This is a genomic window from Sphingomonas sp. (assembly GCF_030145815.1).
Classification (GTDB): Bacteria; Pseudomonadota; Alphaproteobacteria; order Sphingomonadales; family Sphingomonadaceae; genus Sphingomonas.
In genome coordinates, this window is the sequence record NZ_JAIXHL010000012.1 from 137,367 (window position 1) to 160,173 (window position 22,807).

Genomic DNA, 22,807 nt, shown 5'->3' on the forward strand with positions numbered 1-22,807 from the left:
AAGGGCTGCGCCGCGAAGGTGATGGCGGGAACAGGCCTTCGACAGGCTCAGGCCAAACGGCGTTAGTGGGATATGCGCCAGCGATCAAACGATCATGCCCGCGACCGCTCCCACAGCATCGCAAGCCCCTGAATCGTCAAGTCGGGTTCGATCACGTCGAACACATCGGTCTGCTTTTCGAACAGCACGGCAAGGCCACCGGTGGCGATCACCTTCACCGGGCGGCCGATCTCGGCCTTCATCCGAGCGACCAGCCCCTCGATCATCGCGATATAGCCCCAATAAATGCCGATATGCATCTGATCGACCGTGTTGCGGCCGATGACCGAGGTATTGGCGGGCGCCTCGATCGCGATGCGCGGCAGCTTGGCGGCGGCGGTGACCAGCGCGTCGAGCGACAGGTTGATGCCCGGCGCGATGATGCCGCCCTTGTACGCGCCGGTATAGTCGGCGACGTCGAAGGTCGCGGCGGTGCCGAAGTCGACGACGATCAGGTCGCCGGGGTGGTTTTCATGCGCGGCGATGATGTTGAGCGCGCGGTCGGCGCCGACGCTCTGCGGTTCCTCCACATCCAGCGCGATCGGCCAGCCGTCGCGGCCGGCGACCAGCGGGGTGCAGCCGAAATATTTCTGCGACAGCACCTCAAGGTTATGGAGCGCGCGCGGGACGACGGTGCCGATGATGACGCCGCTGACGACGCTGCGTTCATAGCCTTCGAGATTGAGCAACTGGCTCAGCCACACGGCATATTCGTCGGCGGTGCGGCGCGGATCGGTCGCGATGCGCCAGCGCGCTTTGACCTCCCGGCCCTCTACCAGCGCAAAGACGATGTTGGTGTTGCCGGCGTCGATCGCGAGCAGCATGAAATGGTCCTTCAGATCAGGAAGACGTCGCCGGCATGAATGACATGCCGCGATCCATCGGCCAAGCGGAGGATCAGCGCGCCATCGCCGGTCAGGCCGTCGAAAAGGCCGTCATGCGCGGTCCCGTCGGGCAGGCGCGCGGTGAGTGCGGCTCCGCTCGCGTGCGCGCGGTCGAGCCAGCGTTGGCGCACCGGCTCTAGGCCCTCGCTGCGCCACCGCGATAGCCAGCGGGCGAAGCTCTCCGCCAGCACCTCGGCAAAGGTCGTGACATCGACCGTGACGCCCTGCGCGGCGAGGCTGGTCGTGGGGCGATCGGGCAGGTCGGGGTGATGCGCCAGGTTGACGCCGATCCCGACCACGACCGCGTCTCCGCCTCGCTCCAGCAGGATCCCAGAGAGCTTCGCGCCGTCGATCAGCAGATCGTTGGGCCATTTCAACACCACGTCGCCCCGGCGCAGGCCGGGGCCGCTAGAGGGATTCGCAACGCGGCGGCCCCGGCCTGCGCCGGGGCGACGGAATGTGCTCACCGCCTCCTCCAGCGCGACTGCCGTAACCAGCGCCAGCGTCGGCGCGGGTGGGTCTGTGGGACGCAGGCGCACCAGCGTGCTGCCATAGAAATTACCGACCGGCGACTCCCACGCCCGGCCCTGCCGCCCCTTGCCTGCCGTCTGGCGTTCGGCGCGCAGCCAAGTCCCCTCGGCGGCGCCCGCCGCAGCGAGCGCCAGCATGTCGGCGTTGGTGGAACCGGTCTCGGCTACGACGCGGATCAGAACAGCGTCCGCGCCGCCGCCATCGACCATGCGCCGAGCACCGGGATCAGCAGATAGCCGAGCGGCGAAACGAACACCGCCGCCGCCGCGATCAACCCGCCCTCAAGCGCGCTGTCGCTCTTGGCATAGGCGGGAGCCGGCTCGTCGAAATACATCGTCTTGACGATCTTGAGGTAATAGAATGCCCCGATCACCGACGCCGCGATACCGATCGCCGCGAGCCAGAAGAGGTTGGCGCGCACCGCTGCCTCGAACACCGCGAACTTCGCCCAGAAGCCGAACAGCGGCGGAATGCCCGCGAGGCTGAACATGAAGATTGCGAGGGCCGCCGCCAGCGCCGGCCGCGTGCGCGACAGGCCCGACAGGCTGGCGATCGTCTCGACCGGCTGGCCCTCTGCGTCGCGCATCTGCAGCACGACGAGGAAGCTGCCCAGCGTCATCACCACATAGATGGTGAGGTAGGTCAGCACGCCGGCCACGCCCTCGGCAGTCCCGGCGGCAAGGCCGATCAGCGCAAAGCCGACATTGTTGATCGACGAGTAAGCGAGGAGGCGCTTGATGTTCTGCTGCCCGATCGCCGCGACCGCGCCGAGCACGATCGATGCGAGCGCGGCGAAGATCACGATCTGGCGCCAGTCGCTGGTCACCGGCCCCATCGCCTCGATCGCGACGCGCACCGACAGCGCCATCGCCGCGACCTTGGGTGCGCTGGCGAAGAAGGTGGTCACCGGCGTCGGCGCGCCTTCATAGACGTCCGGGGTCCACATATGGAACGGGACCGCCGACATCTTGAACGCGAGGCCCGCGAAGACGAACACCAGGCCGAACAGCAGCCCCATGTTCTCACCCGCCGCATAGGCCGACGCGATATCGCCGAACACGGTGGTGCCGCTGAACCCGTAAACCAGGCTGATGCCATAGAGCAGGATGCCGCTCGCGAGCGAGCCGAGGATGAAATACTTCAGACCCGCCTCGGCCGAGCGCACGTCGCGGCGCATGAAGCTGGCGAGGACATAGGAGGCAAGGCTGTTGAGCTCGAGCCCGACATAGAGCGTCAGCAGGTCGTTCGCCGAGACCATGATGCCCATGCCCGCCGTCGCGAACAGAATCAGGATCGGATATTCGGGGCGCAGATCCTCACCCGAGGTGCGGGCAAAGAAGCGCGGCGCGATGATGATCGAGATCGCCGCGGCGAAGAAGATCAGCGCCTTGGCGTAGGCCGAGAACAGGTCGGCGCGGTACAGCCCGTCAAACGCGGTGCCGCCCGACGATGCCGGGCCGGTCAGCGCGATGCCGCCACCGATCAGGACCGCGACCGCGACCCAGCTCACCGCGCGCGACACGGCCGGGCCACCCCAGGCGGCGACCATCAGCAGCGCCAGACCGCCCAGCGACAGGACGATCTCGGGCAGGACCATCGAAAGTTGTGCGGCGTAATCCATCAGTGTGCCGCTCCATGTTCGGCAGATTTGTGCTCGGGCGCGTGCGCGGCCTTGGCCGCAGCCGGATTTCCGGGGGTCGGCAGGCTGTCACCCGCCGGCTTCGCGCGCTCGATCCGCGCCAGCAACGTCGCAACGTCAGCGCGCATCGGGGCGAGGAAGCTCTCCGGGTACACGCCCATCCACAGCACCGCCGCCGCGATCGGGGCGAGCAGCGCCATTTCGCGCTTGTTGAGGTCCGGCATCGCCTTGACGTCGTCCTTGGTCAGGTCACCGAACACGACGCGGCGGTAGAGGTAGAGCATATAGCCCGCGCCGAGGATGATGCCGGTGGTCGCGATCAGCGTCGCCAGCGTCGACACCTGGTACGTGCCCATCAGCGCCAGCAATTCGCCGACGAAGTTGCTCGTCCCCGGCAGGCCGACCGACGCCATCGTGAACAGCATGAACAGGATCGCATATTTCGGCATGTTGATCGCAAGGCCGCCATAACGGTCGATCTCACGCGTATGCAGGCGGTCGTAAATGACGCCGACACACAGGAACAGCGCCCCGGACACCAGGCCATGGCCCAGCATCACCATCATCGCGCCCTCAATCCCCTGCCGGTTGAAGGTGAACAGGCCCAGCGTCACGATCGCCATATGCGCGACCGACGAATAGGCGATCAGCTTCTTCATGTCGCTCTGCACCAGCGCGATCAGCGACGTGACCACGACCGCGATGCACGACAGGCCGAACACCAGCCAGATCAGCTGCGCCGAAGCCTCCGGGAACATCGGCAGGCTGAAGCGCAGGAAGCCATAGCCGCCAAGCTTCAGCAGCACGCCAGCCAGGATCACCGACCCGGCGGTCGGTGCCTGCACGTGCGCGTCGGGAAGCCAGGTGTGGACCGGCCACATCGGCATCTTCACCGCGAACGATGCGAAGAAGGCCAGCCACAGCCATGTCTGGACATGCGGCGGGAAGTCATACGCCATCAGCTCGGGGATCGACGTCGTGCCCGCGGTGATGCTCATGTACATCATCGCGATCAGCATCAGCAGCGAGCCGAGCAGCGTGTAGAGGAAGAATTTATACGACGCGTAGATGCGGTTCGCGCCGCCCCAGATGCCGATGATCAGGAACATCGGGATCAGGCCGGCTTCGAAGAACATGTAGAACAGGAAGATGTCCTGTGCCGCGAAGGTGCCGATCATCAACACTTCGGTGATCAGGAACGCCGCCATATATTCCGGCACGCGCTTTTCGATCGCGGTCCAGCTGGCGCCGATGCAGATCGGCATCAGGAACACCGACAGCATGATCAGCAGCAGCGCGAACCCGTCGATGCCCAGCGCCCAGGCGAAGCGCCCGAAGATCGGCGTATATTCGACGAACTGCCACTGCGGCCCGCCAATCTCGAAATTGGCCCACAGCACGCCGCCCAGCACCAGGTCAATCAGCGTCGCGATCAGCGCGATCCAGCGCGCATTGTTCGCGGTGGTGAACAGGCATGCGACCGCCGCAACCAGCGGCACGATCAGCATGATGGAGAGAATGCCGCTCATCGCGTGATCACCCAGGTAACGGCTGCGGTCAGGCCGATCAGCATGACGAACGCATAGCTATAGACATATCCGGACTGGAGGCGCCCGCTCCACACGCCCGCAAAGCGGACCAGGGCGGCGGACCCGTTCGGACCGAAGCGGTCGATCGTCCCCTCGTCACCCCGCTTCCAGAACAGACGGCCGAACCAGAAGGCGGGCTTCACGAACAGCACATTGTACAGCTCGTCGAAATACCACTTGTTCAGCAGGAACTTGTAGAGAAGCCCGAAGGTCGCGGTGAAGCGCGCGGGGATGGTCGGCGACTTGATGTACGCGACCCACGCCCCGAACAGGCCGAGCAGCATGACGATGCTGGCCGACAGCTTCACCCACAGCGGCACTTCATGCATCGCGTGCGCCAGGTGGGTGTCGAACGCGACCGCGCCCTTCCAGAAGATCTCACCGGCCTCGGGCTGGATGAAGAACTTGTTGAAGACGAACCCTGCGAACACCGCGCCCAGGCTGAGCACCAGCAACGGGATCATCATCGGCAGCGGGCTTTCGTGCGGATGGTATCCGCCGGTGCCGTCCGCAGTCTCATGCGCGCTCGGACCATGGGCGTGCGGTTCATGGCCGGCATCTTCCTGCGCCGGCGGGTTCTCCGCATGCGCGACCGCGTGGCCATGCGCCTCGTCATGTGCGTGGTCATGGCCGTGCGCGTCATGCAGCGCGTGCTGAATATGCTCCGACTGGGTCCAGCGCGGCTTGCCGAAGAAGGTCAGGAACATCAGGCGCCAGCTGTAGAAGCTGGTCAACAGTGCGGCGAACACGCCGGTCCAGAAGGCAGCAATGCCCCCACCGCCGGCAGCGTAAGCCGCCTCGAGGATAGCGTCCTTCGAGTGGAAGCCAGCAAAGCCCGCATGGAACCAGTAAACACCAACGCCGGTGATCGCGAGCGTGCCCGCCATCATCGTCCAATAGGTGACCGGGATGTGCTTCCGCAGGCCGCCATAGTAGCGCATGTCCTGCTCATGGTGCATCGCGTGGATCACCGAGCCGGCACCCAGGAACAGCAGCGCCTTGAAGAAGGCGTGGGTGAACAGGTGGAACATCGCCGCGCCATACATGCCGACGCCCGCGGCGAAGAACATGTAGCCGAGCTGCGAACAGGTCGAATAGGCGATGACGCGCTTGATGTCGGTCTGCGTCGTGCCGACCGTCGCGGCGAACAGGCAGGTCGCGGCACCGATGAAGGTGACGAAGCCGAGCGCGATCGGCGCCTGTTCGAACAGCGGCGACAGGCGGCACACCATGAACACGCCCGCAGTGACCATCGTCGCCGCATGGATCAGCGCCGACACCGGGGTCGGACCCTCCATCGCATCGGGCAACCAGGTGTGCAGGCCCAGCTGCGCCGACTTGCCCATCGCACCGACGAACAGCAGCAGGCACAGCACGGTCAGCGTGTCGACACGATAGCCGAGGAAACCGATCGTGCTGCCGGCCATACCGGGCGCGGCTTCGAGGATTTCGGGGATCGAGATCGTGCCGAACACGAGGAACACGCCGAAAATGCCGAGCATGAAGCCAAGGTCGCCGACGCGGTTGACCACGAACGCCTTGATCGCGGCGGCATTGGCGGACGGCTTCTTGAACCAGAAGCCGATGAGCAGGTAGCTCGCGAGCCCCACGCCTTCCCAGCCGAAGAACATCTGCAGCAGGTTATCGGCGGTCACCAGCATCAGCATCGCGAAGGTGAACAGCGACAGATACGCGAAGAAGCGCGGCTGATCCGGGTCCTCTTCCATGTACGACCAGCTGTAGAGGTGAACCAGCGCCGACACGCTCGTCACCACCACCAGCATCACCGCGGTCAGGCTGTCGACGCGCAGCGCCCAGTCGACCATCAGGTCGCCCGAGTTCATCCAGGTCAGCACCTTGATGACCTGCGGTTCCGCCGTGCCGTTCAGGAACGGAATGAAGGTCATCCAGCTGAGGATCGCCGCGACGAACAGGCCGCCGGTGGTGACGATCTTCGGGAATGCCGTGCCGAACGCGCGGTTGCTAAAGCCCGCGACAATCGCTGCCAGCAGCGGCAGGAATACGATGAAATGGATCGAAGACATCAGCCCTTCATCCGATTGACGTCGTCGACCGAGATCGTGCCGCGGCCGCGGAAATAGATGACAAGGATGGCAAGGCCGATCGCGGCCTCACCCGCCGCAACGGTCAGCACGAACATCGCGAACACCTGCCCCACCAGATCGCCGAGATACGACGAGAAGGCGACGAGGTTGAGGTTCACGCTCAGCAGGATCAGCTCGATCGCCATCAGGATGACGATGAGGTTCTTGCGGTTCATGAAGATGCCGAGCACGCCCATGGTGAACAGGATCGCGCTGACGACGAGGTAATGCGTGAGGCCGATCACAGCGCAACACTCCGAACAAGTTCGTCACCCCAGCGAACGCTGGGGTCTAGTGCGGCAGGCGCAGCCTTCGACATCTGGAGACCCCAGCTTTCGCTGGGGTGACGGCTGTTGTGGATCACAGCTCCACCCCCTGCCCGACGGGCTGATTGACGTTGCGGATGGCGTCCTTCTGACGCCGGTTGATCTGGCGCCAGACATTCTGCTTCATCACCCCGCCGCGCTGGCGGTGGGTCAGCACGATCGCGCCGACCATGGCGACGAGCAGGATGAAGCCGGCGGCCTCGAACAGATAGAGATAGCGGCTGTAGAGCAGCAGCCCGATCGCTTCGACATTGGGCACTTGGCCCAGCGCGGCGTCGGTCGGCGCGATCCGCTTGGCAAGGTCGATCTTGCCCGCGCTCCACGCCATCGTGCCGATCACGATCTCCGCCGCCAGCGCCACCGCGATGGCCAGGCCGAACACGGCATAGCGCACGAACCCGGCGCGCAGCTCGGCAAAGTCGATGTCGAGCATCATCACGACGAACAGGAACAGCACCGCGACCGCGCCGACATAGACGATGACCAGCAGCATCGCGATGAACTCCGCCCCCGCCAGCACCATCAGGCCGGCGGCGTTGAAGAAGGCGAGGATCAGCCACAGCACCGAATGAACGGGATTGCGGGCGGTAATCGTCATCGCGGCGGAGAGGATCACCACCCCGGCGAAGAGATAAAAGGCGATTGCCTGGATCATGCGAACAACTCCGTCGCCCCGGCGAAGGCCGGGGCCGCCAGTGGCCCGCGCACGCCCCCAAACTTGGCGATCCCGGCCTGCGCCGGGATGACGGGTGAATGGTGAATCATCGTCTGCCCCACTGTTGCCGCGCGCTTAACGGTACGGTGCATCGGCGGCAAGGTTCGCGGCGATTGCGCGTTCCCAGCGGTCGCCGTTCGCGAGCAGCTTGTCCTTGTGATAGATCAGCTCCTCACGGGTTTCGGTCGCGAATTCGAAGTTCGGCCCCTCGACGATGGCGTCCACCGGGCATGCCTCCTGGCACAGGCCGCAATAGATGCACTTGGTCATGTCGATGTCGTAGCGCGTGGTGCGGCGGCTGCCGTCGTCACGCGGTTCGGCCTCGATCGTGATCGCCAGCGCCGGACACACCGCCTCGCACAGCTTGCACGCGATGCAGCGCTCTTCGCCATTGGGATAACGGCGCAGCGCATGCTCGCCGCGGAAACGGGGCGAGATCGGGTTCTTCTCGTACGGATAGTTGATCGTCGCCTTGGGCTTGAAGAAATACTTCAGCGTGAGGGCGTGGGCCTTCACGAACTCCCACAGAGTGAACGAACGGACGAGTGGGGCGACGCTCATACTGGCTCCGACGACTTGCAGGACCATTGGGCCCATTCGATGCGTTCTCTGTCTGACTTCACCACGACGCCAAAACTCTCGGCGTAAGGTGACGTATCAGTCCCGACGGTCCGGCCCTCCAAAGCGCGGCCGTCCTTCGTTGTCCAACGAAGAACGTGGCCAGAGGGCTCGCTCGGCGGAAGTTGTGCCTCAACGGGAACGGCCCAAGTGGCCGGTTCTGAGAACCCGACGAACGAAGCGTCCCCGTCCAAGGCAAATCTCACTCTTCCGAAAGACTGCGCCGAAGTATTTACCGGCTCACAGGCGTGATCATAGCGCGAGGCTACCACGGCTACCTGCTGATCAACTCGCTGAGAGGAAAAGCCCACCCGCTGGATCATCAGCCAGCCCGACACCGCGAACACGAAGAACAGCGCCAGCGGGAGGAAGATCTTCCAGCCCAGGCGCATCAGCTGGTCATAGCGGTAGCGCGGGACGGTCGCCTTGATCCACGAGAAGATGAAGAAGAAGACGAGGATCTTGATGAACAGCCAGATGATGCCCGGCACCGCATAGAGCGGCGCCCAGTCGATCGGGGGCAGATAGCCACCCCAGAACAGCACCGCGTTGAGCGTGCACATCAGGATGACGTTGGCATATTCGCCCAGCCAGTAGAGCGCGAACGCCATCGACGAATATTCGGTCTGATAGCCCGCGACCAGCTCGCTCTCCGCCTCGGTCAAGTCGAACGGCGCGCGTGCGGTCTCGGCCAGCGCCGAGATCAGGAACACCACCGCCATCGGGAACAGCAGCGGGTTGAACCCGAAGCCGTTGAAGATGCCCAGCACATGCCCCTGCTGCGCATTGACGATGCCCGACAGGTTGAACGTCCCCGCCCACAGCACCACCGCGATCAGCACGAAACCGATCGACACTTCATAGCTGACCATCTGCGCCGCAGCGCGGATCGCCGAGTAGAAGGGGTATTTGGAGTTCGACGCCCAGCCGGCGAGGATCACGCCATACACGCCCAACGACGACGCCGCGAGGATGTAGAGCAGGCCGACATTGATGTTCGCCAGCACCACGCCCGCCTGGAACGGGATTACCGCCCATACGATCAGCGCGACGGTGAAGGTGATGATCGGCGCGAGCAGGAACAGCCCCTTGTTCGCGCTCGACGGGATGATGGTTTCCTGAAGGAAGACCTTCAGGCCGTCCGCGAACGACTGGAGCAGGCCGAGCGGGCCGACGACGTTCGGGCCACGCCGCAGCGCCATCGCCGCCCAGATCTTGCGATCGGCATAGATGATCATCGCGACCGCCAGCATCAGCGGCAGCGCGATCAGCAGGATACCCGCGATGGTCGCGACGAACCACGCCCATTCGAAGGACATGCCGAGGGATTGGAAGAAAGCGGTCACTCTGCAGCCCCCTGCGATTTCACTCCGCGCCACTGGTCAATCCGCCAGAGCAGCGCAGCGCCGAACAATGGCCATGCCATTGCGAGGCATGCGTTGCCGAACCCCACCAACAGCGAGAGCGGCTTCATTTCAGGATAGGTTCCCATCTCACCTGCTGCACCGAACAGCGGCAAGGCAGCGGCCAACGTCGCCACGAATGCGATCAGCGCGACGACGAACAAGATTACCGATGCAGAGCGCATCGACCAGAGGTAGGGGCTCATTCCGCCGCCTCCGCGAAATCCTGGCCGTGGATCAGTTCGGCCGAGCAGCGCTGCATCGTCGGCGATGCGCGGCAGATGGCGTTGGTCAGGTAGAAGTCGGCGATCGGGTACGCGACCTCCCCCTCCCCCTTGGCGTCGAGCGCGGGCGGGTTCCAGTCGAAGCTGGCGAGCCCTTCGCTGCCCAGCGCCGACACTTCGGCGGCCATCGCCGCGCGCAGCTCGCCAAAGCTGTCGAACGGCAGCGTCTTGCCCATCACTTCGGACAGCGCGCGCAGGATTGTCCAGTCCTCACGCGCGTCGCCGGGGGCCGAAACCGCCTTCTCACTGCGCTGGACCCGGCCCTCCAGATTGACATAGGTGCCATGCTTTTCGGCATAGCTCGCGCCCGGCAGGATCACGTCCGCCGCATGCGCGCCCTTGTCGCCATGATGGCCGATATAGACGTTGAAGCTGTTGGCGAAGGCCGAGAAATCGACCTCGTCCGCGCCGAGGAAGAAGGTCAGCTTCGGCTGTGCCGCGACGATGTCGGCGATGCCGCCCTTCGATGCGAAGCCCAGCATCAGGCCGCCCATGCGGCTCGCCGCCATGTGCAGCACGTTGAAGCCGTTCCAGCCCTCACGCACCAGATCGAGCTGCTTGGCGAGCGCCAGCGCCGCGCCATGCCCGTTCTTGAGCGCCGCGCCGCCGACGATCACCATCGGGCGCTTGGCATCCTTGAACGCATCCGCCGCCGCCTGCGGCAGCTTGCCGAGCAGGCCAAGGTCGTTGCCCAGCCACGTCGTCTTGTAGGTCAGGTCGGTTTCCGGCCCGATCGCGAACACCTTCGCGCCGCGCTTGATCGCCTTGCGCACGCGGGTGTTCACCAGCGGCGCTTCCCAGCGCAGATTGGTGCCGACCAGCAGGATCACGTCCGCCGTCTCGACGCCCGCGATGGTGGTGTTGAAATTCACCGCCGCCAGCGACGACGTGTCATACGCCATGCCGGTCTGACGCCCTTCGAGCATGGTCGAGCCGAACGACTGGACCAGCTTCTTCGCGGCAAAGATCGTCTCGCAGTCCAAAAGGTCGCCATGGATCGCGGCGACCTTGTCCCCCGCGCCCTTCGCCGCGACGGCGATGGCGGCGAACGCCTCGTCCCAGGTCGCTTCGACCAGCTTGCCGTCCTTGCGGACATAGGGCTTGTCGAGGCGGCGGAAGCTGAGGCCGTCGACATGGTGGCGCGTCTTGTCGTGCGCCCATTCCTCGTTCACATCTTCGTTGATGCGCGGCAGCACGCGCAGCACGCCGCGCCCGCGGCTGTCGATGCGGATATTGGTGCCGACCGCGTCCATCACGTCGATCGCCAGCGTCTTGCGCAGCTCCCACGGGCGCGCTTCGAACGCATAGGGCTTCGACGTCAGCGCACCGACCGGGCACAGGTCGACGACATTGCCCGACAGTTCGGACGTCACCGCCTGTTCCAGATAGCTGGTGATCTGCATATTCTCGCCGCGATAGATCGCGCCGATTTCCTCGACCCCCGCTACCTCTTCGGCAAAGCGGACGCAGCGGGTGCACTGGATGCAGCGGGTCATCACCGTCTTGACGATGGGACCCATATACTTCTCGGTCACCGCGCGCTTGTTTTCGGTGTAGCGCGAATGGCCGCGACCATAGGCGACCGACTGGTCCTGCAGGTCGCACTCGCCGCCCTGATCGCAGATCGGGCAATCGAGCGGGTGGTTGATCAGCAGGAACTCCATCACGCCTTCGCGCGCGGCCTTGACCATCGCGCTGTCGGTGCGGACGTCCTGATTGTCGGCTGCGGGCAGCGCGCACGACGCCTGCGGCTTGGGCGGCCCCGGCTTCACCTCGACCAGGCACATGCGGCAATTGCCGGCGATGCTGAGGCGCTCATGATAGCAGAAACGCGGGATTTCCTTGCCCGCAGCCTCGCACGCCTGGAGCACGGTGGCGCCGGCGGGGACTTCGACTTCGATCCCGTCTACGGTGAGTTTAGGCATTACTCGCTATCCTCGACCCGGACAGGCCGGGCATCCTTCATTCTCTTGGCACAGACGGTCAGGGTGGCGCCAGCGAAGCGCCGGTCGGCCCAAGTCATCCGCTCGATATGCATCGGTCCTGTCACTTCGCAGCTCCCGGCCCTGCAATTCGGATCATCGCCACGGCAATAGCGCCACGCAGCCGGCCAACATCAACCTTCAACTCCGTATCTTCGGGGACACATGCCTCAAGCGCACCCATCAGCCCGTTGATCGCCGCCGGTCGAAGCTTCGGATCGCCGCCGTCCCGGACCAGCCGATGCGCGCCGCTAGCATCCAGTCGAAGCACGCATTCACCCATGCGCGCGAAAAGAATAGAGCGCACCACATCCTCTCGCACTATGCGGTCCCCCGGACTGGCAACCGCCGCCGACGCTTTCGGCAGCGGTTCCACCGGCAATTGAGGCGCTGCGCGATAATCGACCGCCTCATACACCCGCGGATTTACCAGCACATAAGCCACGGCAAATGCTTCGCGGACCATCCCGGGAGCGAAGTAAAGCGCCTTACCGTCGTTGGCGGCGGCAAAGGCACCGCTGAACTCGATCCGGGCCGAGGAAGGCGGCGTGCGCTGCTGCATGCCCGCCAGCAAAGCCTTGACGAACGTGGCTCGGGCCAGGACCACTTGGTTGCCAGTCGTGCGCCCCATCACGGCGAAAGCGAACGACGGAGAGTGGCATTGATGCAGCTGAGAATCCAAGCCCTCGCTGATCAAAAGAGACTCATCCGCACCAGCGGCGACACGGTAGATCAGTTGACGTGACCGCCACTTTGCGAGGCAGGTCGCCACACCTTCATCCATCGACGTAACACGCAATGCAGCCGCCGACGCGAGGTCGTCAGCGGCAAGCGCCGGGCCCGCAGGCGCGACGCATGCTAGCGCGATCGAAAGAAGGGTGGCGGCGGCTTTCACTCCGCCGCCTCTTGCATTGGCGAGAGTCCCCCGCCCTGCTTTTCGATGATCCGGCGCTCCATTTCGGGCCGGAAATGCTTGATCAAGCCCTGGATCGGCCACGCCGCCGCATCGCCGAGCGCGCAGATGGTGTGGCCTTCGACCTGCTTGGTGACGTTGAACAGCGTGTCGATTTCGCTGATGTCAGCATCGCCGGTGCGCATCCGCTCCATCACACGCCACATCCAGCCGGTGCCTTCGCGGCACGGGGTGCACTGGCCGCAGCTTTCATGCTTGTAGAAGTAGGAAATGCGGCTGATCGCGGCGACGATGTCGGTGGACTTGTCCATCACGATCACAGCAGCGGTGCCAAGGCCGGAACCGAGCGCGCGCAGGCCGTCGAAATCCATCGGCGCGTCCATGATCTCCGCCGCCGGCACCAGCGGCACCGACGAACCGCCGGGGATCACTGCGAGCAGATTGTCCCAGCCGCCACGGATGCCGCCGCAATGCTTTTCGATCAGCTCGCGGAACGGGATCGACATGCTTTCCTCGACCACGCACGGCTTTTCGACGTGCCCGCTGATCTGGAACAGCTTGGTGCCCTTGTTGTTCTCACGGCCGAAGCTGGCGAACCATTCGGGCGAGCGGCGCAGGATAGTCGGGGCAACCGCGATCGATTCCACATTGTTGACCGTGGTCGGGCAGCCATAGAGGCCCGCACCCGCCGGGAAGGGCGGCTTGAGGCGCGGCTGGCCCTTCTTGCCCTCCAGGCTTTCGATCATCGCGGTCTCTTCGCCGCAGATATAGGCGCCCGCGCCGCGATGGCAGAAGACATCGAAATCATAGCCCGAACCGCAGGCATTCTTGCCCAGCAGGCCCTTGGCGTACGCTTCCTCGATCGCCTTGAACAGCGTCTCGGCCTCACGGATATATTCGCCGCGAATGTAGATATAGGCCGCGCGCGCACGCATCGCGAAGCCCGCGACCAGCGCGCCTTCGAGCAGCAGATGCGGGTCGTGGCGGATGATCTCGCGGTCCTTGCACGACCCCGGTTCGGATTCATCGGCATTGATGACCAGGAAGCTCGGTCGCTCCGGCGTCGGGTTCTTGGGCATGAACGACCATTTCATGCCGGTCGGGAAGCCCGCCCCGCCGCGCCCGCGCAGGCCCGACGCCTTGATCTTTTCGATGATCGTGTCGGGGCCGAGTTCGAGCAGCTTCTTGGTATTGTCCCACGCGCCGCGCTTGATCGCAGCGTCGAGGGTCCACGGCTGATAGCCGTAGAGGTTGGTAAAAATGCGATCCTTGTCAGCGAGCATGACGGACTCCGAAACACACCGTCGCCCCGGCGCAGGCCGGGGCCGCCATAGGCTGGCGCATCGCGTTCAACAGGGCGGCCCCGGCCTCCGCCGGGGCGACGAAGATGGCGCTCACTTTGGCCCTCCGATACGCTTGTTATCCTTGACCGCCAGATAGACGGCGACGCCGATGCCGATCAGCAGCAGCGGCACGAACAATTTGACCGCGAGTTTGAGCGCCCAGCCAAGCACGACGATGCCGCCGATGATGGCGAGGATCGTGACGATCGTGTTCTTGTTCATGCCTTATGCTCCGGATCGGGGGCGGTGGTCTGGCTGGACGGAATGAGGCGCAGCGCGCCGAAAGCGATCGCGAGGATGAACCACACGACCCAGCTTTCCCCCTGCAAGAACTTCATGATCGCGAGCAGGAGGAAGATGATGCCGATGACCGGCACGCTTTTGCGGACGGGTTCAGGCATTACCATTCCCCCCGGTAATCATGGTTCTCGCTCACCATCGCGGTCAGCGTGGTCGGGCCGCCCAGCGGTTCGACGGTGTGGCGGCCGGGCTCCTGCGTCCCCGCCTTGGGGCTCTTGCCCTGCGCCAGCGCGTCGAGGATCGCGACGGTGCGGTCGTAATCCAGATCCTCGAAATTATCGTCGTTGATCTGGACCATCGGCGCCGACGCGCAATTGCCCATGCACTCGACCTCGGTCAGCGTGAACAGGCCGTCGGGCGTAGTCTTGCCCTTGGCCATGCCGCGGTTCTTGCACGCGGCGAACACTTCGTCAGACCCGCGCAGCCAGCACGGCGTCGTGCCACACACCTGCACGTGATATTTGCCGACCGGGTGCAGGTTGAACATGGTGTAGAAGGTCGCGACCTCCAGCACGCGGATCACCGCCAGGTCGAGCTCGCGCGCGACGAACTCGATCACCGGGATCGGCAGCCACCCCTGCGTATCCGTCTCCGCCCCGACCTGACGTTGCGCGAGGTCGAGATAGGGAATGGTGCAGCTCATCTGCCGCCCCTCGGGATAGCGCGCCCGGATGGTCGCGGCTTTGGCGGCATTCTCCGCCGTCCAGGCGAAATTGCCCCAACGTGCGCGGAGTTCCGGCGTGTCTTCGATTGCGTTTGCGTCAGCCATTCAAACCAGCCTTGCGCGGTGCAAGCAGCACCCACGCGATAAGATAGATTGCCGATGAGATCGCCGCTGTCACAGCTCCCACCGCCGGGATCAGAAAAACGTCCGCGCCAAGCACACCGAACAGGGCGAATGTGAATAACACCCATGCCGCATATGACGCAGCCATCCAGCAAATCTTGGCAACAAGTCCCGCACCGCCGAAGAACTCGGAAAGAACCTTGGCTGTCAGGAAGATTGCTCCACCTTGCGCGGCGACAAAGAAGAGACCGAAAACGGTGCTCATCGGATAAACTCCACGCGGCTCACCTTGTCACCGCTGAAGGTGTAGATGGACATGACCTCGAACTGCTCGCCATCGGGCGCGCGCGAGACCGTTTCGTGGAGCAGCACCGTCTCACCCAGCTCATAGCTGGCGAGGATGTCGGCACGGTTGTGCGGGAACTGGGCGAACATCGCCTTGAGGCCTGCGCGGACGCCTTCCTTGCCCTCACGCAGCACCGCGCCGCGATAGCCCGCTTCACAGGCATCGTCGGTCATCAGCGCGACATAGGCGTCGGCATCCTGCGCGTTGTAGTGCGCGATCATTTCGTGCGCGGTCGCGATGCGGGTGCTCACGGGGGCGCCTTGGAGCGTGGTTGCGTCAGCCATGATCTAACGCCTTAAGACTCGACAGAAATTCCTCGCGCGCTTGGCTGCGCTTCATTCTGCGGGCACGATGCGCAAATAGCGCACCGAGGAAAACTGCGATGTAAGGAAGGGCCACTCCGATCATAAGCAGCTGACCGGTTGTGACCGCACCAACAATCGCCAGCACAGCCATAACGAGCGTCGCTCCCAGGAGGACATGTTCCCACGCCTTTGTGGGAACGGATTCGTCAGAAGGATACTGGCTTCCGATACTCACCGGTCACACTCCCCGAACACGATATCCATCGCGCCCAGAATCGCGGTGATGTCGGCCAGCATGTGCCCGCGCGACATGAAGTCCATCGCCTGCAAATGGCTGAACGCGGTCGGGCGGATCTTGCAGCGATAGGGTTTGTTCGACCCGTCGCTGACCATGTAGATGCCGAACTCGCCCTTGGGGCTTTCGGTCGCGACGTACACTTCGCCCGCGGGGACGTGGAAGCCCTCGGTATACAGCTTGAAGTGGTGGATCAGCGCTTCCATCGACTGCTTCATCTCGGCGCGCTTGGGCGGCACTACCTTGCGGTCGAGCGACGCGATCGGCCCGGACGGCATCTCATTGAGGCACTGTTTCATGATGCGCGCGGACTGGTACACTTCCTCGACGCGGACCATGAAGCGGTCATAGCAGTCGCCGCGCGTGCCGACCGGGATTTCGAAATCCATGCGGTCATAGACGTCATAGGGCTGCGACTTGCGCAGGTCCCACGGGATGCCGGCGGCGCGGATCATCGGGCCGGAAAAGCCCCATTTCACCGCATCGTCGCGGTTGACGATCGCGATGTCGACATTGCGCTGCTTGAAGATGCGGTTTTCCGCGACCAGGCTGATCGCGTCGCCGAACAGCTGCGGCAGGCGGGTATCGAGCCAGTCGCCGATATCGGTCAGCAGCTTGAGCGGCACGTCCTGATGCACGCCGCCCGGACGCAGATAATTGTGGTGCATGCGCGCGCCGGACATGCGCTCAAAGAAGTTGAGGCAATCCTCGCGCAGCTCGAACATCCACAGGTTCGGCGTCATCGCGCCGACGTCCATGACGTGCGCGCCGAGGTTGAGCATGTGGTTGCAGATGCGGGTCAGCTCGGCGAAGAACACGCGCAGATATTGCGCGCGCACCGGCACTTCGAGGTCGAGCAGCTTTTCAACCGCGAGCACGAAGCTGTGCTCCATCGCCAGCGGCGAGCAATAGTCGAGGCGGTCCATGTAGGGGAGCGCCTGGGTATAGGTCTTGTACTCGATCAGCTTTTCGGTGCCGCGATGCAGGAGGCCCACATGCGGGTCTATCCGCTCGATGATCTCGCCGTCCAGCTCGGTGACGAGGCGCAACACGCCGTGCGCCGCCGGGTGCTGCGGTCCGAAGTTGATCGTGTAATTGGCGATCGCGGTATCGCCCACGCTGGGATCAGCGGCGTCGGTGCGACCGGCGATTTCGTCGAGATAGTCAGACATCGATACCTCCCAACCCGTTCAGGCTGAGCTTGTCGAAGCCCCGTCCTTCACTTCGGACGGCGCAAAAGAAAGAACGGCCCTTCGACAAGCTCAGGGCGAGCGGGGAAGTAAAGCGCATCATTCCTCCCCCTTCTTCGCACGCGGCTTGGCGGGCTTGCGGGGCTTTTTCACAACGTCGGACTCGGCCGGAGCCGCACCCGCATGGGGCGAGGCCTTGCCGATGCCGGTATCCTCGGGACCGTCGCTGGTCTTGGGCTTGCGCACGCGTGCCTTGACCGGCTTCACCGAGTCATCGGCCTGCTTGACCTGATCGGCGGTCGCCGGGGTCGGCGCGCCCTTTGCCTCGGGGGCAGCGGCGGGCTTGTCCTCGACCTTGGCCGCAGGCGGCGGGGCCGGAGGCGCGGGGGGCGGCGGCGGCGCGACGTATTTCTCGTCGCCCGGCAGCACATATTGCGCGCCTTCCCACGGGCTCATGAAATCGAAATTGCGGAAGTCCTGCGCCAGCTGCACCGGCTCATAGACCACGCGCTTGTCGGCTTCGGAATAACGCAGCTCGACGAACCCGGAGAGCGGGAAGTCCTTGCGCTGCGGATGCCCGCGGAAACCATAATCGGTCAGAATGCGGCGGAGGTCCGAGTTGCCCTCGAACAGCACGCCGTACATGTCGTACACTTCACGCTCGAGCCAGCCGGCGACCGGCCAGATCGACGTCACCGACGGCACCGGCTGCACCTCGTCCGTCGTCACGCGGACGCGGATGCGGTGGTTGCGGGTGTAGCTGAGCAGCATGTAGCAGACATCGAACCGCTCGGCGCGCTCGGGGTAATCCACCCCGGCGATCTCCATCAGCGCCTGATACTGCAGGCCCGCGCCGTCACGCAGCGCGATCATCGCCTCGACCAGCCGCGCGCGATCGACAGTCAGATTGACCTCACCGACCAGGTCGGTCGCCTCGATCAGCATATCGCCCAGCGCAGCCTGCGCCGCCGCGATCACGCCATCATTGGCGGCATATTTGGGAGCCGGGGCCTTCATCGCGTCACCGTGCCGATGCGGCGGATCTTCCGCTGAAGCTGCATCACGCCATAGAGCAGCGCCTCGGCAGTCGGGGGACAGCCGGGGACATAGATGTCGACCGGCACGATCCTGTCGCACCCGCGCACGACGCTGTAGCTATAATGGTAATAGCCGCCGCCATTGGCGCAGCTGCCCATCGAGATGACGTATTTCGGCTCCGACATCTGGTCGTAGACGCGGCGCAGCGCCGGGGCCATCTTGTTGCACAAGGTGCCGGCGACGATCATCACGTCCGACTGACGCGGGGACGCGCGCGGGGCGGCGCCGAACCGCTCCATGTCGTAGCGCGGCATGTTGACGTGGATCATCTCGACCGCGCAGCAGGCAAGGCCGAACGTCATCCACCACAGCGAACCGGTGCGCGCCCATTGGAACAGCTCCTCGGTCGAGGTGACGAGGAAGCCCTTGTCATTGAGCTCGCCATTCAGGTCGTTGAAGAACGACTGATCGGGCTGCACCACCGCGCCACCAGCCATCGGCTGACCCTGGGCATTGAGGATCGGAGAGGTCGTATTCATCTGGCTCATTCCCAATCCAGCGCGCCGACCTTCCACGCATAGGCAAGGCCCAGCGCGAGTTCGGCGATGAAGATCATCATGCTGATCCACGCGGCCCAGCCCAGGTCGAACACCGTGACCGCCCAGGGGAACAGGAACGCCGCTTCCAGATCGAAGATGATGAAGAGGATCGCGACGAGGTAGAAGCGCACGTCGAACTGGCTGCGCGAATCCTCGAACGCGGGGAAACCGCATTCATATTCGGTGAGCTTTTCCGGCGTCGGCTGATGCGCTCCGGTGAAGCGGGCCGCGATCATGGGCAGGAAGACAAAGGCGCTCGACAGCACCAGCGCCACACCCAGGAACAGCAGGATCGGCAGATATTCGATTAGGTCGACCAAGACGGCCCCTCGCGGTTGCGGAATCTTCGGGTCGCTTTAGGCCGATGGCAGGGGGGCATCAAGGGCGGAAACCGGTGAGAATCACTCGCAATATGCGGACCTAGTCCCGCGCCGCGCTCAACCGCGAACGGGCGTCAAATCCGCAGCGGCAGAGATGCGCGGCTCGCGCGTTCCCGTCGGGATGACATCGTGAAACATGTGCGAGGGGATCAGCGTCAGCCAGCCTGCGCGCGGCTTCAGCCAGACCCGATCCCAGCACGGCTCGAAACCGGGCAAAATCTGGTCGCATCCACCCAGTTCGAGCGCCCCGGCACGACCCGCGCCTGCTCGGACACTGTCGGGGACGGCAACGTGGTAGATTGCGGTCAGATACCCGGCCTGATGGACGTGCTGGCGATTGGACGCGTCGGCGAGGAGGACGGTGGAAATGCTGTCGAGCGTCGCCGCCGTCGGTGACCGCTCGCCCTCCAGACCGAACCGCGCGGGATCTTCGGCGGCGCGCTCCAGCTCGGCGCGAAAAAAGGCGAGCAATGCGTTCCAGGCAGGTTTTCCCGCCGCGCGTGGCGTGGTGTTGAGGTGGAACTCGGCGCTATGAGGGCTGGCGGGGGGATCGGCGACGATCTCCGCCGCCAGCATCTGGTTGAACGATTCGATCCCACCGAACTCCGCTGGCGGCTCAAACGGGATGCGCAGCGGCTGCGCATGCGGGTTCATCACCGCCAGAGCAGCGTCACGTTGACCCGCAGCGCTCAGCGCGGCGGCGCGCCACGCGCGGCCGATTGCGGTGTCGCGATAGGCGGGCGGTAAATCCTGCCAATCGGCCAGCCAGCGATCGGCAGGACGCTCGACGCGCAATGCGAACAGCCGCTCCATCGCGCCCAGATCGAATCCGGGCAGGTCGAGCGCCCGGCGATAGGCGGCGATCGCGGCCTCGGGTTGATCCTGGATGGTGAGCAGATTGCCCCAGATCCGGGCAAGATTGGCGCGGGGAGATCGATCAAGGCCGGTGCGGCACGCGGTGATGGCCGCCGCCACATCGCCCAGTCGCGCGCGCACCTTGGCCAGCTCGGCCCAGGGCTCGAACCCGTCCGGGTCGGCCGCGAGACTGGCTTCGAGCGCAGCGCGCGCCTTGCGGGGCCGGCGCAATCGCTCCTGCAGCACGCCGATCCGGGCGAGGAGCTGCGGCGATCCGGGTTGCCGCGCGAGGGCAGCCTCAGCCAATTCGAGCTGAAGCGCATGGGGAACACGGCGTTCCCGACGATCTCGCCACTCGATCACATGCCGCCCTCATTGTTCGTGCAATGGCTTATGCGCGGATGCGGAAGCTCACAAGCACGTACAGCGCGCGGTCGGCCATGCACGAAGGCATCAGCGCGTGGGTCAGGGAAACGGAAATGCCACCAGCGTGTCAGCGCCGCGCGGCGGCTGGTCCGGCTTGCTCGCGCCCGGCCAGCCGGCATCGGCGACGATGAGCAATCGGTTGCCGTCGCGGACGAGCTGAGTCGGGTCCGCCAGCGGCGCACCGCGCTGCACCACCGCGACATCGATCTGCGCCCCGTTGATGCGAAACCGGACCAGCGATCCCGGGCTGCTGCCATTGTGAATCGCGTAATACTCCTCGCCGACGCGGACCAGGCCGTCGAGCCCGCGCAAAGGCTTGTCCCCCGCCATGGGCAACAGCGTGCGCGCCTTGGTCTTGAGGTCGACGGTGGCAATCCCCCGGCCATAATCGGCGACCACCAGGTGCCGGCCGTCAGCGGTCAACGCCGTCCCCTGCGCCGAACGGGCCACGCCGGGGGCGATCAGCGGGTCAAGCTTGCCGCCGCGCAGCCGATACACCGCGCCGTTCAGGCCATCCGACACGAATACCTCGCCATTCGCGGCCGAAACATCGCCGGGATGGAAGCCAGGTCCGGGCGAGACTTTCGCCGTGAGCCGCCCCTTGCGGTCCACCGCGACCAGCGCGCCGGACTCGCATTTCGCGACGTCGGGAAGATCGGGGCAATCGGTCGCGATCCACAGCCAGTTGCGCCGCGCGTCCCAGGCCAGCCCCATCGGGTGCAGCGTACCCGCCGGCATCGCCATGCTGGCATCGGCACCCGCGCGGCGGATCAGGATGGTACGATCGAGCACGCTCGACAGCCAGATGGTCTGGCCGTCAGTCGCGACCCCCTCGACCAACCGGTGCTGGGGCGGCGCGGAATAGATCGTCGTGGGGGCGTCGGTCGCTGCGCTCAACGCCAACAGCAATGCCCCCGCCCGGATCACCGCAGCGACGAGGCGAGCAGCTTGTGCAGCTTGGAGTGGATCGCGTCGTTGGCGGCCAGGATTTCGCCCTTGGCATGGGCATTGTCGGTGCCGCGGAAATCGGTGACGAACCCGCCCGCTTCCTTGACCAGCAGGATGCCCGCCGCCGTATCCCACGGTTTGAGGCCGCTCTCCCAAAAGCCGTCATAGCGACCGGCGGCGACCCAGGCGAGGTCGAGCGCGGCCGATCCGAAGCGGCGGATGCCGGCGACTTCGGGCGCGACTGCGCCGAAAATGCGGCTCCATTCGGCAAAATTGCCGTGACCCAGGAACGGGATGCCGGTGGCAATCAGCGTGTCGGCGAGGTCGCGGCGCGACGAGACGCGCAGCCGCTGGTCCTGAACCCAGGCGCCCCGGCCCTTTTCGGCCCAGAAGCTTTCATCGGTGATCGGCTGATAGACATAGCCGTGCGTGATCTCGGGCTTGCCCTGGCTGCCGAAGGGATCCTCAACCGCGATCGACATGCAGAAGTGCGGGATGCCGTGGAGGAAGTTGGTGGTGCCGTCGAGCGGATCGATGATCCAGCGCGGCTTGTCGGGATCGCCCGCGATCTGCCCGCGCTCCTCGACCAGAAAGCCCCAGTCGGGCCGCGCCTTGCGCAGTTCCTCGATCAGCGTGTCTTCGGCGCGCTTGTCGGCCATCGACACGAAATCCGCCGGCCCCTTGCGGCTGACCTGCAGCTGCTGGACTTCGTTGAAGTCGCGCCGCAACCGCGGCCCCGCCTTGCGCGCGGCACGCTCGATGACGGTGATGAGGCCGGAATGGGAAACCATAAAGCACCTATAGCCCTCTCCCCTTCAGGGGAGAGGGTTGGGAGAGGGGAATGAAGGGAGACAGCCCTGGAATGCAGGGCCCCCCCACCCCCCCAAAAACCCCCAGGGGGGAGGGGGATAGTTATATGTGGAGTATAAAAAAAAAGCGAGGGCCGCCCCCAAGAGAGTAGTGTGTT

Annotated in this window: 27 protein-coding genes and 1 pseudogene; all 28 read right to left on the minus strand. The window is 64.8% G+C overall.

Translation table 11 applies throughout. The annotated features are described in order from the left end of the window. Window positions 1–92: 92 nt before the first annotated feature. Entirely contained in the window at window positions 93–863 is a 771-nt protein-coding gene (locus KYX69_RS12565; RefSeq protein ID WP_300497828.1) for a type III pantothenate kinase, read from the minus strand. 11 nt (window positions 864–874) lie between these two features. Next, window positions 875–1,591: a biotin--[acetyl-CoA-carboxylase] ligase gene (locus KYX69_RS12570; RefSeq protein WP_300497918.1), complete on the minus strand. Its 717-nt coding sequence runs from the start codon at window positions 1,589–1,591 to the stop codon at window positions 875–877. Between the two features lie 38 nt (window positions 1,592–1,629). Then, a complete protein-coding gene (nuoN, locus tag KYX69_RS12575) occupies window positions 1,630–3,075 on the minus strand; it encodes an NADH-quinone oxidoreductase subunit NuoN (protein ID WP_300497831.1) in 1,446 nt (481 codons plus the stop codon). After that, window positions 3,075–4,622: an NADH-quinone oxidoreductase subunit M gene (locus tag KYX69_RS12580; RefSeq protein WP_300497834.1), complete on the minus strand. Its 1,548-nt coding sequence runs from the start codon at window positions 4,620–4,622 to the stop codon at window positions 3,075–3,077. Before KYX69_RS12580 ends, nuoN begins: the two co-directional genes overlap by 1 nt. After that, entirely contained in the window at window positions 4,619–6,727 is a 2,109-nt protein-coding gene (nuoL, locus tag KYX69_RS12585; RefSeq protein WP_300497837.1) for an NADH-quinone oxidoreductase subunit L, read from the minus strand. The genes KYX69_RS12580 and nuoL overlap by 4 nt, the downstream gene beginning before the upstream one ends. Continuing rightward, window positions 6,727–7,032: an NADH-quinone oxidoreductase subunit NuoK gene (nuoK, locus tag KYX69_RS12590; RefSeq protein WP_066663206.1), complete on the minus strand. Its 306-nt coding sequence runs from the start codon at window positions 7,030–7,032 to the stop codon at window positions 6,727–6,729. Before nuoK ends, nuoL begins: the two co-directional genes overlap by 1 nt. Window positions 7,033–7,147: 115 nt before the next feature. Continuing rightward, a complete protein-coding gene (locus KYX69_RS12595; RefSeq protein ID WP_300497840.1) occupies window positions 7,148–7,768 on the minus strand; it encodes an NADH-quinone oxidoreductase subunit J in 621 nt (206 codons plus the stop codon). Next, window positions 7,765–7,920, minus strand: a complete 156-nt coding sequence (locus KYX69_RS12600) for a hypothetical protein (RefSeq protein WP_300497924.1) — start codon at window positions 7,918–7,920, stop codon at window positions 7,765–7,767. The genes KYX69_RS12595 and KYX69_RS12600 overlap by 4 nt, the downstream gene beginning before the upstream one ends. After that, window positions 7,904–8,389, minus strand: a complete 486-nt coding sequence (gene nuoI / locus KYX69_RS12605) for an NADH-quinone oxidoreductase subunit NuoI (protein ID WP_300497843.1) — start codon at window positions 8,387–8,389, stop codon at window positions 7,904–7,906. The genes KYX69_RS12600 and nuoI overlap by 17 nt, the downstream gene beginning before the upstream one ends. A gap of 374 nt (window positions 8,390–8,763) precedes the next feature. Further along, window positions 8,764–9,792: pseudogene (gene nuoH / locus KYX69_RS12610) on the minus strand (NADH-quinone oxidoreductase subunit NuoH); the annotation flags it as partial. Next, on the minus strand, window positions 9,789–10,055 hold the full coding sequence (locus tag KYX69_RS12615; RefSeq protein WP_300497844.1) for a hypothetical protein: 267 nt from the start codon (window positions 10,053–10,055) through the stop codon (window positions 9,789–9,791). The pseudogene nuoH and the gene KYX69_RS12615, both read right to left, overlap by 4 nt. Further along, entirely contained in the window at window positions 10,052–12,058 is a 2,007-nt protein-coding gene (gene nuoG / locus KYX69_RS12620) for an NADH-quinone oxidoreductase subunit NuoG (protein WP_300497847.1), read from the minus strand. Before nuoG ends, KYX69_RS12615 begins: the two co-directional genes overlap by 4 nt. Continuing rightward, window positions 12,058–12,183 carry a hypothetical protein gene (locus KYX69_RS12625; RefSeq protein WP_300497849.1) on the minus strand — a complete coding sequence of 42 codons (126 nt, stop codon included), beginning with the start codon at window positions 12,181–12,183 and terminating at the stop codon, window positions 12,058–12,060. Before KYX69_RS12625 ends, nuoG begins: the two co-directional genes overlap by 1 nt. Continuing rightward, window positions 12,180–13,010 (minus strand): hypothetical protein, encoded by an 831-nt coding sequence (locus KYX69_RS12630; RefSeq protein WP_300497851.1) that lies wholly within the window; start codon window positions 13,008–13,010, stop codon window positions 12,180–12,182. The genes KYX69_RS12625 and KYX69_RS12630 overlap by 4 nt, the downstream gene beginning before the upstream one ends. Further along, window positions 13,007–14,311: an NADH-quinone oxidoreductase subunit NuoF gene (gene nuoF, locus KYX69_RS12635; RefSeq protein ID WP_300497852.1), complete on the minus strand. Its 1,305-nt coding sequence runs from the start codon at window positions 14,309–14,311 to the stop codon at window positions 13,007–13,009. The genes KYX69_RS12630 and nuoF overlap by 4 nt, the downstream gene beginning before the upstream one ends. A gap of 111 nt (window positions 14,312–14,422) precedes the next feature. Continuing rightward, complete coding sequence (locus KYX69_RS12640) at window positions 14,423–14,593, minus strand: hypothetical protein (RefSeq protein ID WP_300497853.1); 171 nt, start codon at window positions 14,591–14,593, stop codon at window positions 14,423–14,425. Continuing rightward, the gene (locus KYX69_RS12645; RefSeq protein WP_300497856.1) at window positions 14,590–14,772 is read right to left on the minus strand and encodes a hypothetical protein; all 183 of its coding nucleotides are present in this window, start codon (window positions 14,770–14,772) and stop codon (window positions 14,590–14,592) included. Before KYX69_RS12645 ends, KYX69_RS12640 begins: the two co-directional genes overlap by 4 nt. Beyond that, window positions 14,772–15,440 carry an NAD(P)H-dependent oxidoreductase subunit E gene (locus tag KYX69_RS12650; RefSeq protein ID WP_300497859.1) on the minus strand — a complete coding sequence of 223 codons (669 nt, stop codon included), beginning with the start codon at window positions 15,438–15,440 and terminating at the stop codon, window positions 14,772–14,774. The genes KYX69_RS12645 and KYX69_RS12650 overlap by 1 nt, the downstream gene beginning before the upstream one ends. Beyond that, complete coding sequence (locus KYX69_RS12655) at window positions 15,433–15,723, minus strand: hypothetical protein (RefSeq protein WP_300497862.1); 291 nt, start codon at window positions 15,721–15,723, stop codon at window positions 15,433–15,435. The genes KYX69_RS12650 and KYX69_RS12655 overlap by 8 nt, the downstream gene beginning before the upstream one ends. Further along, window positions 15,720–16,088 (minus strand): nuclear transport factor 2 family protein, encoded by a 369-nt coding sequence (locus tag KYX69_RS12660; protein ID WP_300497865.1) that lies wholly within the window; start codon window positions 16,086–16,088, stop codon window positions 15,720–15,722. Before KYX69_RS12660 ends, KYX69_RS12655 begins: the two co-directional genes overlap by 4 nt. Further along, complete coding sequence (locus KYX69_RS12665; RefSeq protein ID WP_300497868.1) at window positions 16,081–16,344, minus strand: hypothetical protein; 264 nt, start codon at window positions 16,342–16,344, stop codon at window positions 16,081–16,083. The genes KYX69_RS12660 and KYX69_RS12665 overlap by 8 nt, the downstream gene beginning before the upstream one ends. Then, window positions 16,341–17,576 (minus strand): NADH-quinone oxidoreductase subunit D, encoded by a 1,236-nt coding sequence (locus KYX69_RS12670; protein ID WP_300497871.1) that lies wholly within the window; start codon window positions 17,574–17,576, stop codon window positions 16,341–16,343. The genes KYX69_RS12665 and KYX69_RS12670 overlap by 4 nt, the downstream gene beginning before the upstream one ends. A gap of 117 nt (window positions 17,577–17,693) precedes the next feature. Beyond that, window positions 17,694–18,611, minus strand: a complete 918-nt coding sequence (locus KYX69_RS12675; protein WP_300497873.1) for an NADH-quinone oxidoreductase subunit C — start codon at window positions 18,609–18,611, stop codon at window positions 17,694–17,696. After that, a complete protein-coding gene (locus KYX69_RS12680; RefSeq protein ID WP_300497921.1) occupies window positions 18,608–19,171 on the minus strand; it encodes an NADH-quinone oxidoreductase subunit B family protein in 564 nt (187 codons plus the stop codon). The genes KYX69_RS12675 and KYX69_RS12680 overlap by 4 nt, the downstream gene beginning before the upstream one ends. Before the next feature lie 5 nt (window positions 19,172–19,176). Continuing rightward, complete coding sequence (gene ndhC, locus KYX69_RS12685; protein WP_066663173.1) at window positions 19,177–19,551, minus strand: NADH-quinone oxidoreductase subunit A; 375 nt, start codon at window positions 19,549–19,551, stop codon at window positions 19,177–19,179. Window positions 19,552–19,668: 117 nt separating this feature from the next. Beyond that, window positions 19,669–20,772 (minus strand): putative 2OG-Fe(II) oxygenase, encoded by a 1,104-nt coding sequence (locus tag KYX69_RS12690; RefSeq protein WP_300497876.1) that lies wholly within the window; start codon window positions 20,770–20,772, stop codon window positions 19,669–19,671. A 159-nt stretch (window positions 20,773–20,931) separates the two neighbouring features. Further along, window positions 20,932–21,789 carry a hypothetical protein gene (locus KYX69_RS12695; RefSeq protein WP_300497878.1) on the minus strand — a complete coding sequence of 286 codons (858 nt, stop codon included), beginning with the start codon at window positions 21,787–21,789 and terminating at the stop codon, window positions 20,932–20,934. A 26-nt stretch (window positions 21,790–21,815) separates the two neighbouring features. Further along, window positions 21,816–22,631, minus strand: coding sequence for an inositol monophosphatase family protein (locus KYX69_RS12700; protein WP_300497881.1), 816 nt, complete (start codon window positions 22,629–22,631; stop codon window positions 21,816–21,818). Window positions 22,632–22,807 lie beyond the last annotated feature (176 nt).

Coding starts and splice junctions, on each gene's coding strand:
- nuoN (WP_300497831.1), bottom strand. CDS start 3,075: ATGGATTACGCCGCACAACTTTCGATGGTCCTGCCCGAGATCGTCCTG.
- nuoI (WP_300497843.1), bottom strand. CDS start 8,389: ATGAGCGTCGCCCCACTCGTCCGTTCGTTCACTCTGTGGGAGTTCGTG.
- KYX69_RS12700 (WP_300497881.1), bottom strand. CDS start 22,631: ATGGTTTCCCATTCCGGCCTCATCACCGTCATCGAGCGTGCCGCGCGC.
- KYX69_RS12655 (WP_300497862.1), bottom strand. CDS start 15,723: ATGAGCACCGTTTTCGGTCTCTTCTTTGTCGCCGCGCAAGGTGGAGCA.
- KYX69_RS12675 (WP_300497873.1), bottom strand. CDS start 18,611: ATGAAGGCCCCGGCTCCCAAATATGCCGCCAATGATGGCGTGATCGCG.
- KYX69_RS12595 (WP_300497840.1), bottom strand. CDS start 7,768: ATGATCCAGGCAATCGCCTTTTATCTCTTCGCCGGGGTGGTGATCCTC.
- KYX69_RS12600 (WP_300497924.1), bottom strand. CDS start 7,920: ATGCACCGTACCGTTAAGCGCGCGGCAACAGTGGGGCAGACGATGATT.
- KYX69_RS12670 (WP_300497871.1), bottom strand. CDS start 17,576: ATGTCTGACTATCTCGACGAAATCGCCGGTCGCACCGACGCCGCTGAT.
- nuoL (WP_300497837.1), bottom strand. CDS start 6,727: ATGTCTTCGATCCATTTCATCGTATTCCTGCCGCTGCTGGCAGCGATT.
- KYX69_RS12565 (WP_300497828.1), bottom strand. CDS start 863: ATGCTGCTCGCGATCGACGCCGGCAACACCAACATCGTCTTTGCGCTG.
- KYX69_RS12615 (WP_300497844.1), bottom strand. CDS start 10,055: ATGAGCCCCTACCTCTGGTCGATGCGCTCTGCATCGGTAATCTTGTTC.
- KYX69_RS12570 (WP_300497918.1), bottom strand. CDS start 1,591: ATGCTGGCGCTCGCTGCGGCGGGCGCCGCCGAGGGGACTTGGCTGCGC.
- KYX69_RS12650 (WP_300497859.1), bottom strand. CDS start 15,440: ATGGCTGACGCAAACGCAATCGAAGACACGCCGGAACTCCGCGCACGT.
- nuoG (WP_300497847.1), bottom strand. CDS start 12,058: ATGCCTAAACTCACCGTAGACGGGATCGAAGTCGAAGTCCCCGCCGGC.
- KYX69_RS12640 (WP_300497853.1), bottom strand. CDS start 14,593: ATGAACAAGAACACGATCGTCACGATCCTCGCCATCATCGGCGGCATC.
- KYX69_RS12680 (WP_300497921.1), bottom strand. CDS start 19,171: ATGAATACGACCTCTCCGATCCTCAATGCCCAGGGTCAGCCGATGGCT.
- KYX69_RS12645 (WP_300497856.1), bottom strand. CDS start 14,772: ATGCCTGAACCCGTCCGCAAAAGCGTGCCGGTCATCGGCATCATCTTC.
- KYX69_RS12580 (WP_300497834.1), bottom strand. CDS start 4,622: ATGAGCGGCATTCTCTCCATCATGCTGATCGTGCCGCTGGTTGCGGCG.
- nuoF (WP_300497852.1), bottom strand. CDS start 14,311: ATGCTCGCTGACAAGGATCGCATTTTTACCAACCTCTACGGCTATCAG.
- KYX69_RS12660 (WP_300497865.1), bottom strand. CDS start 16,088: ATGGCTGACGCAACCACGCTCCAAGGCGCCCCCGTGAGCACCCGCATC.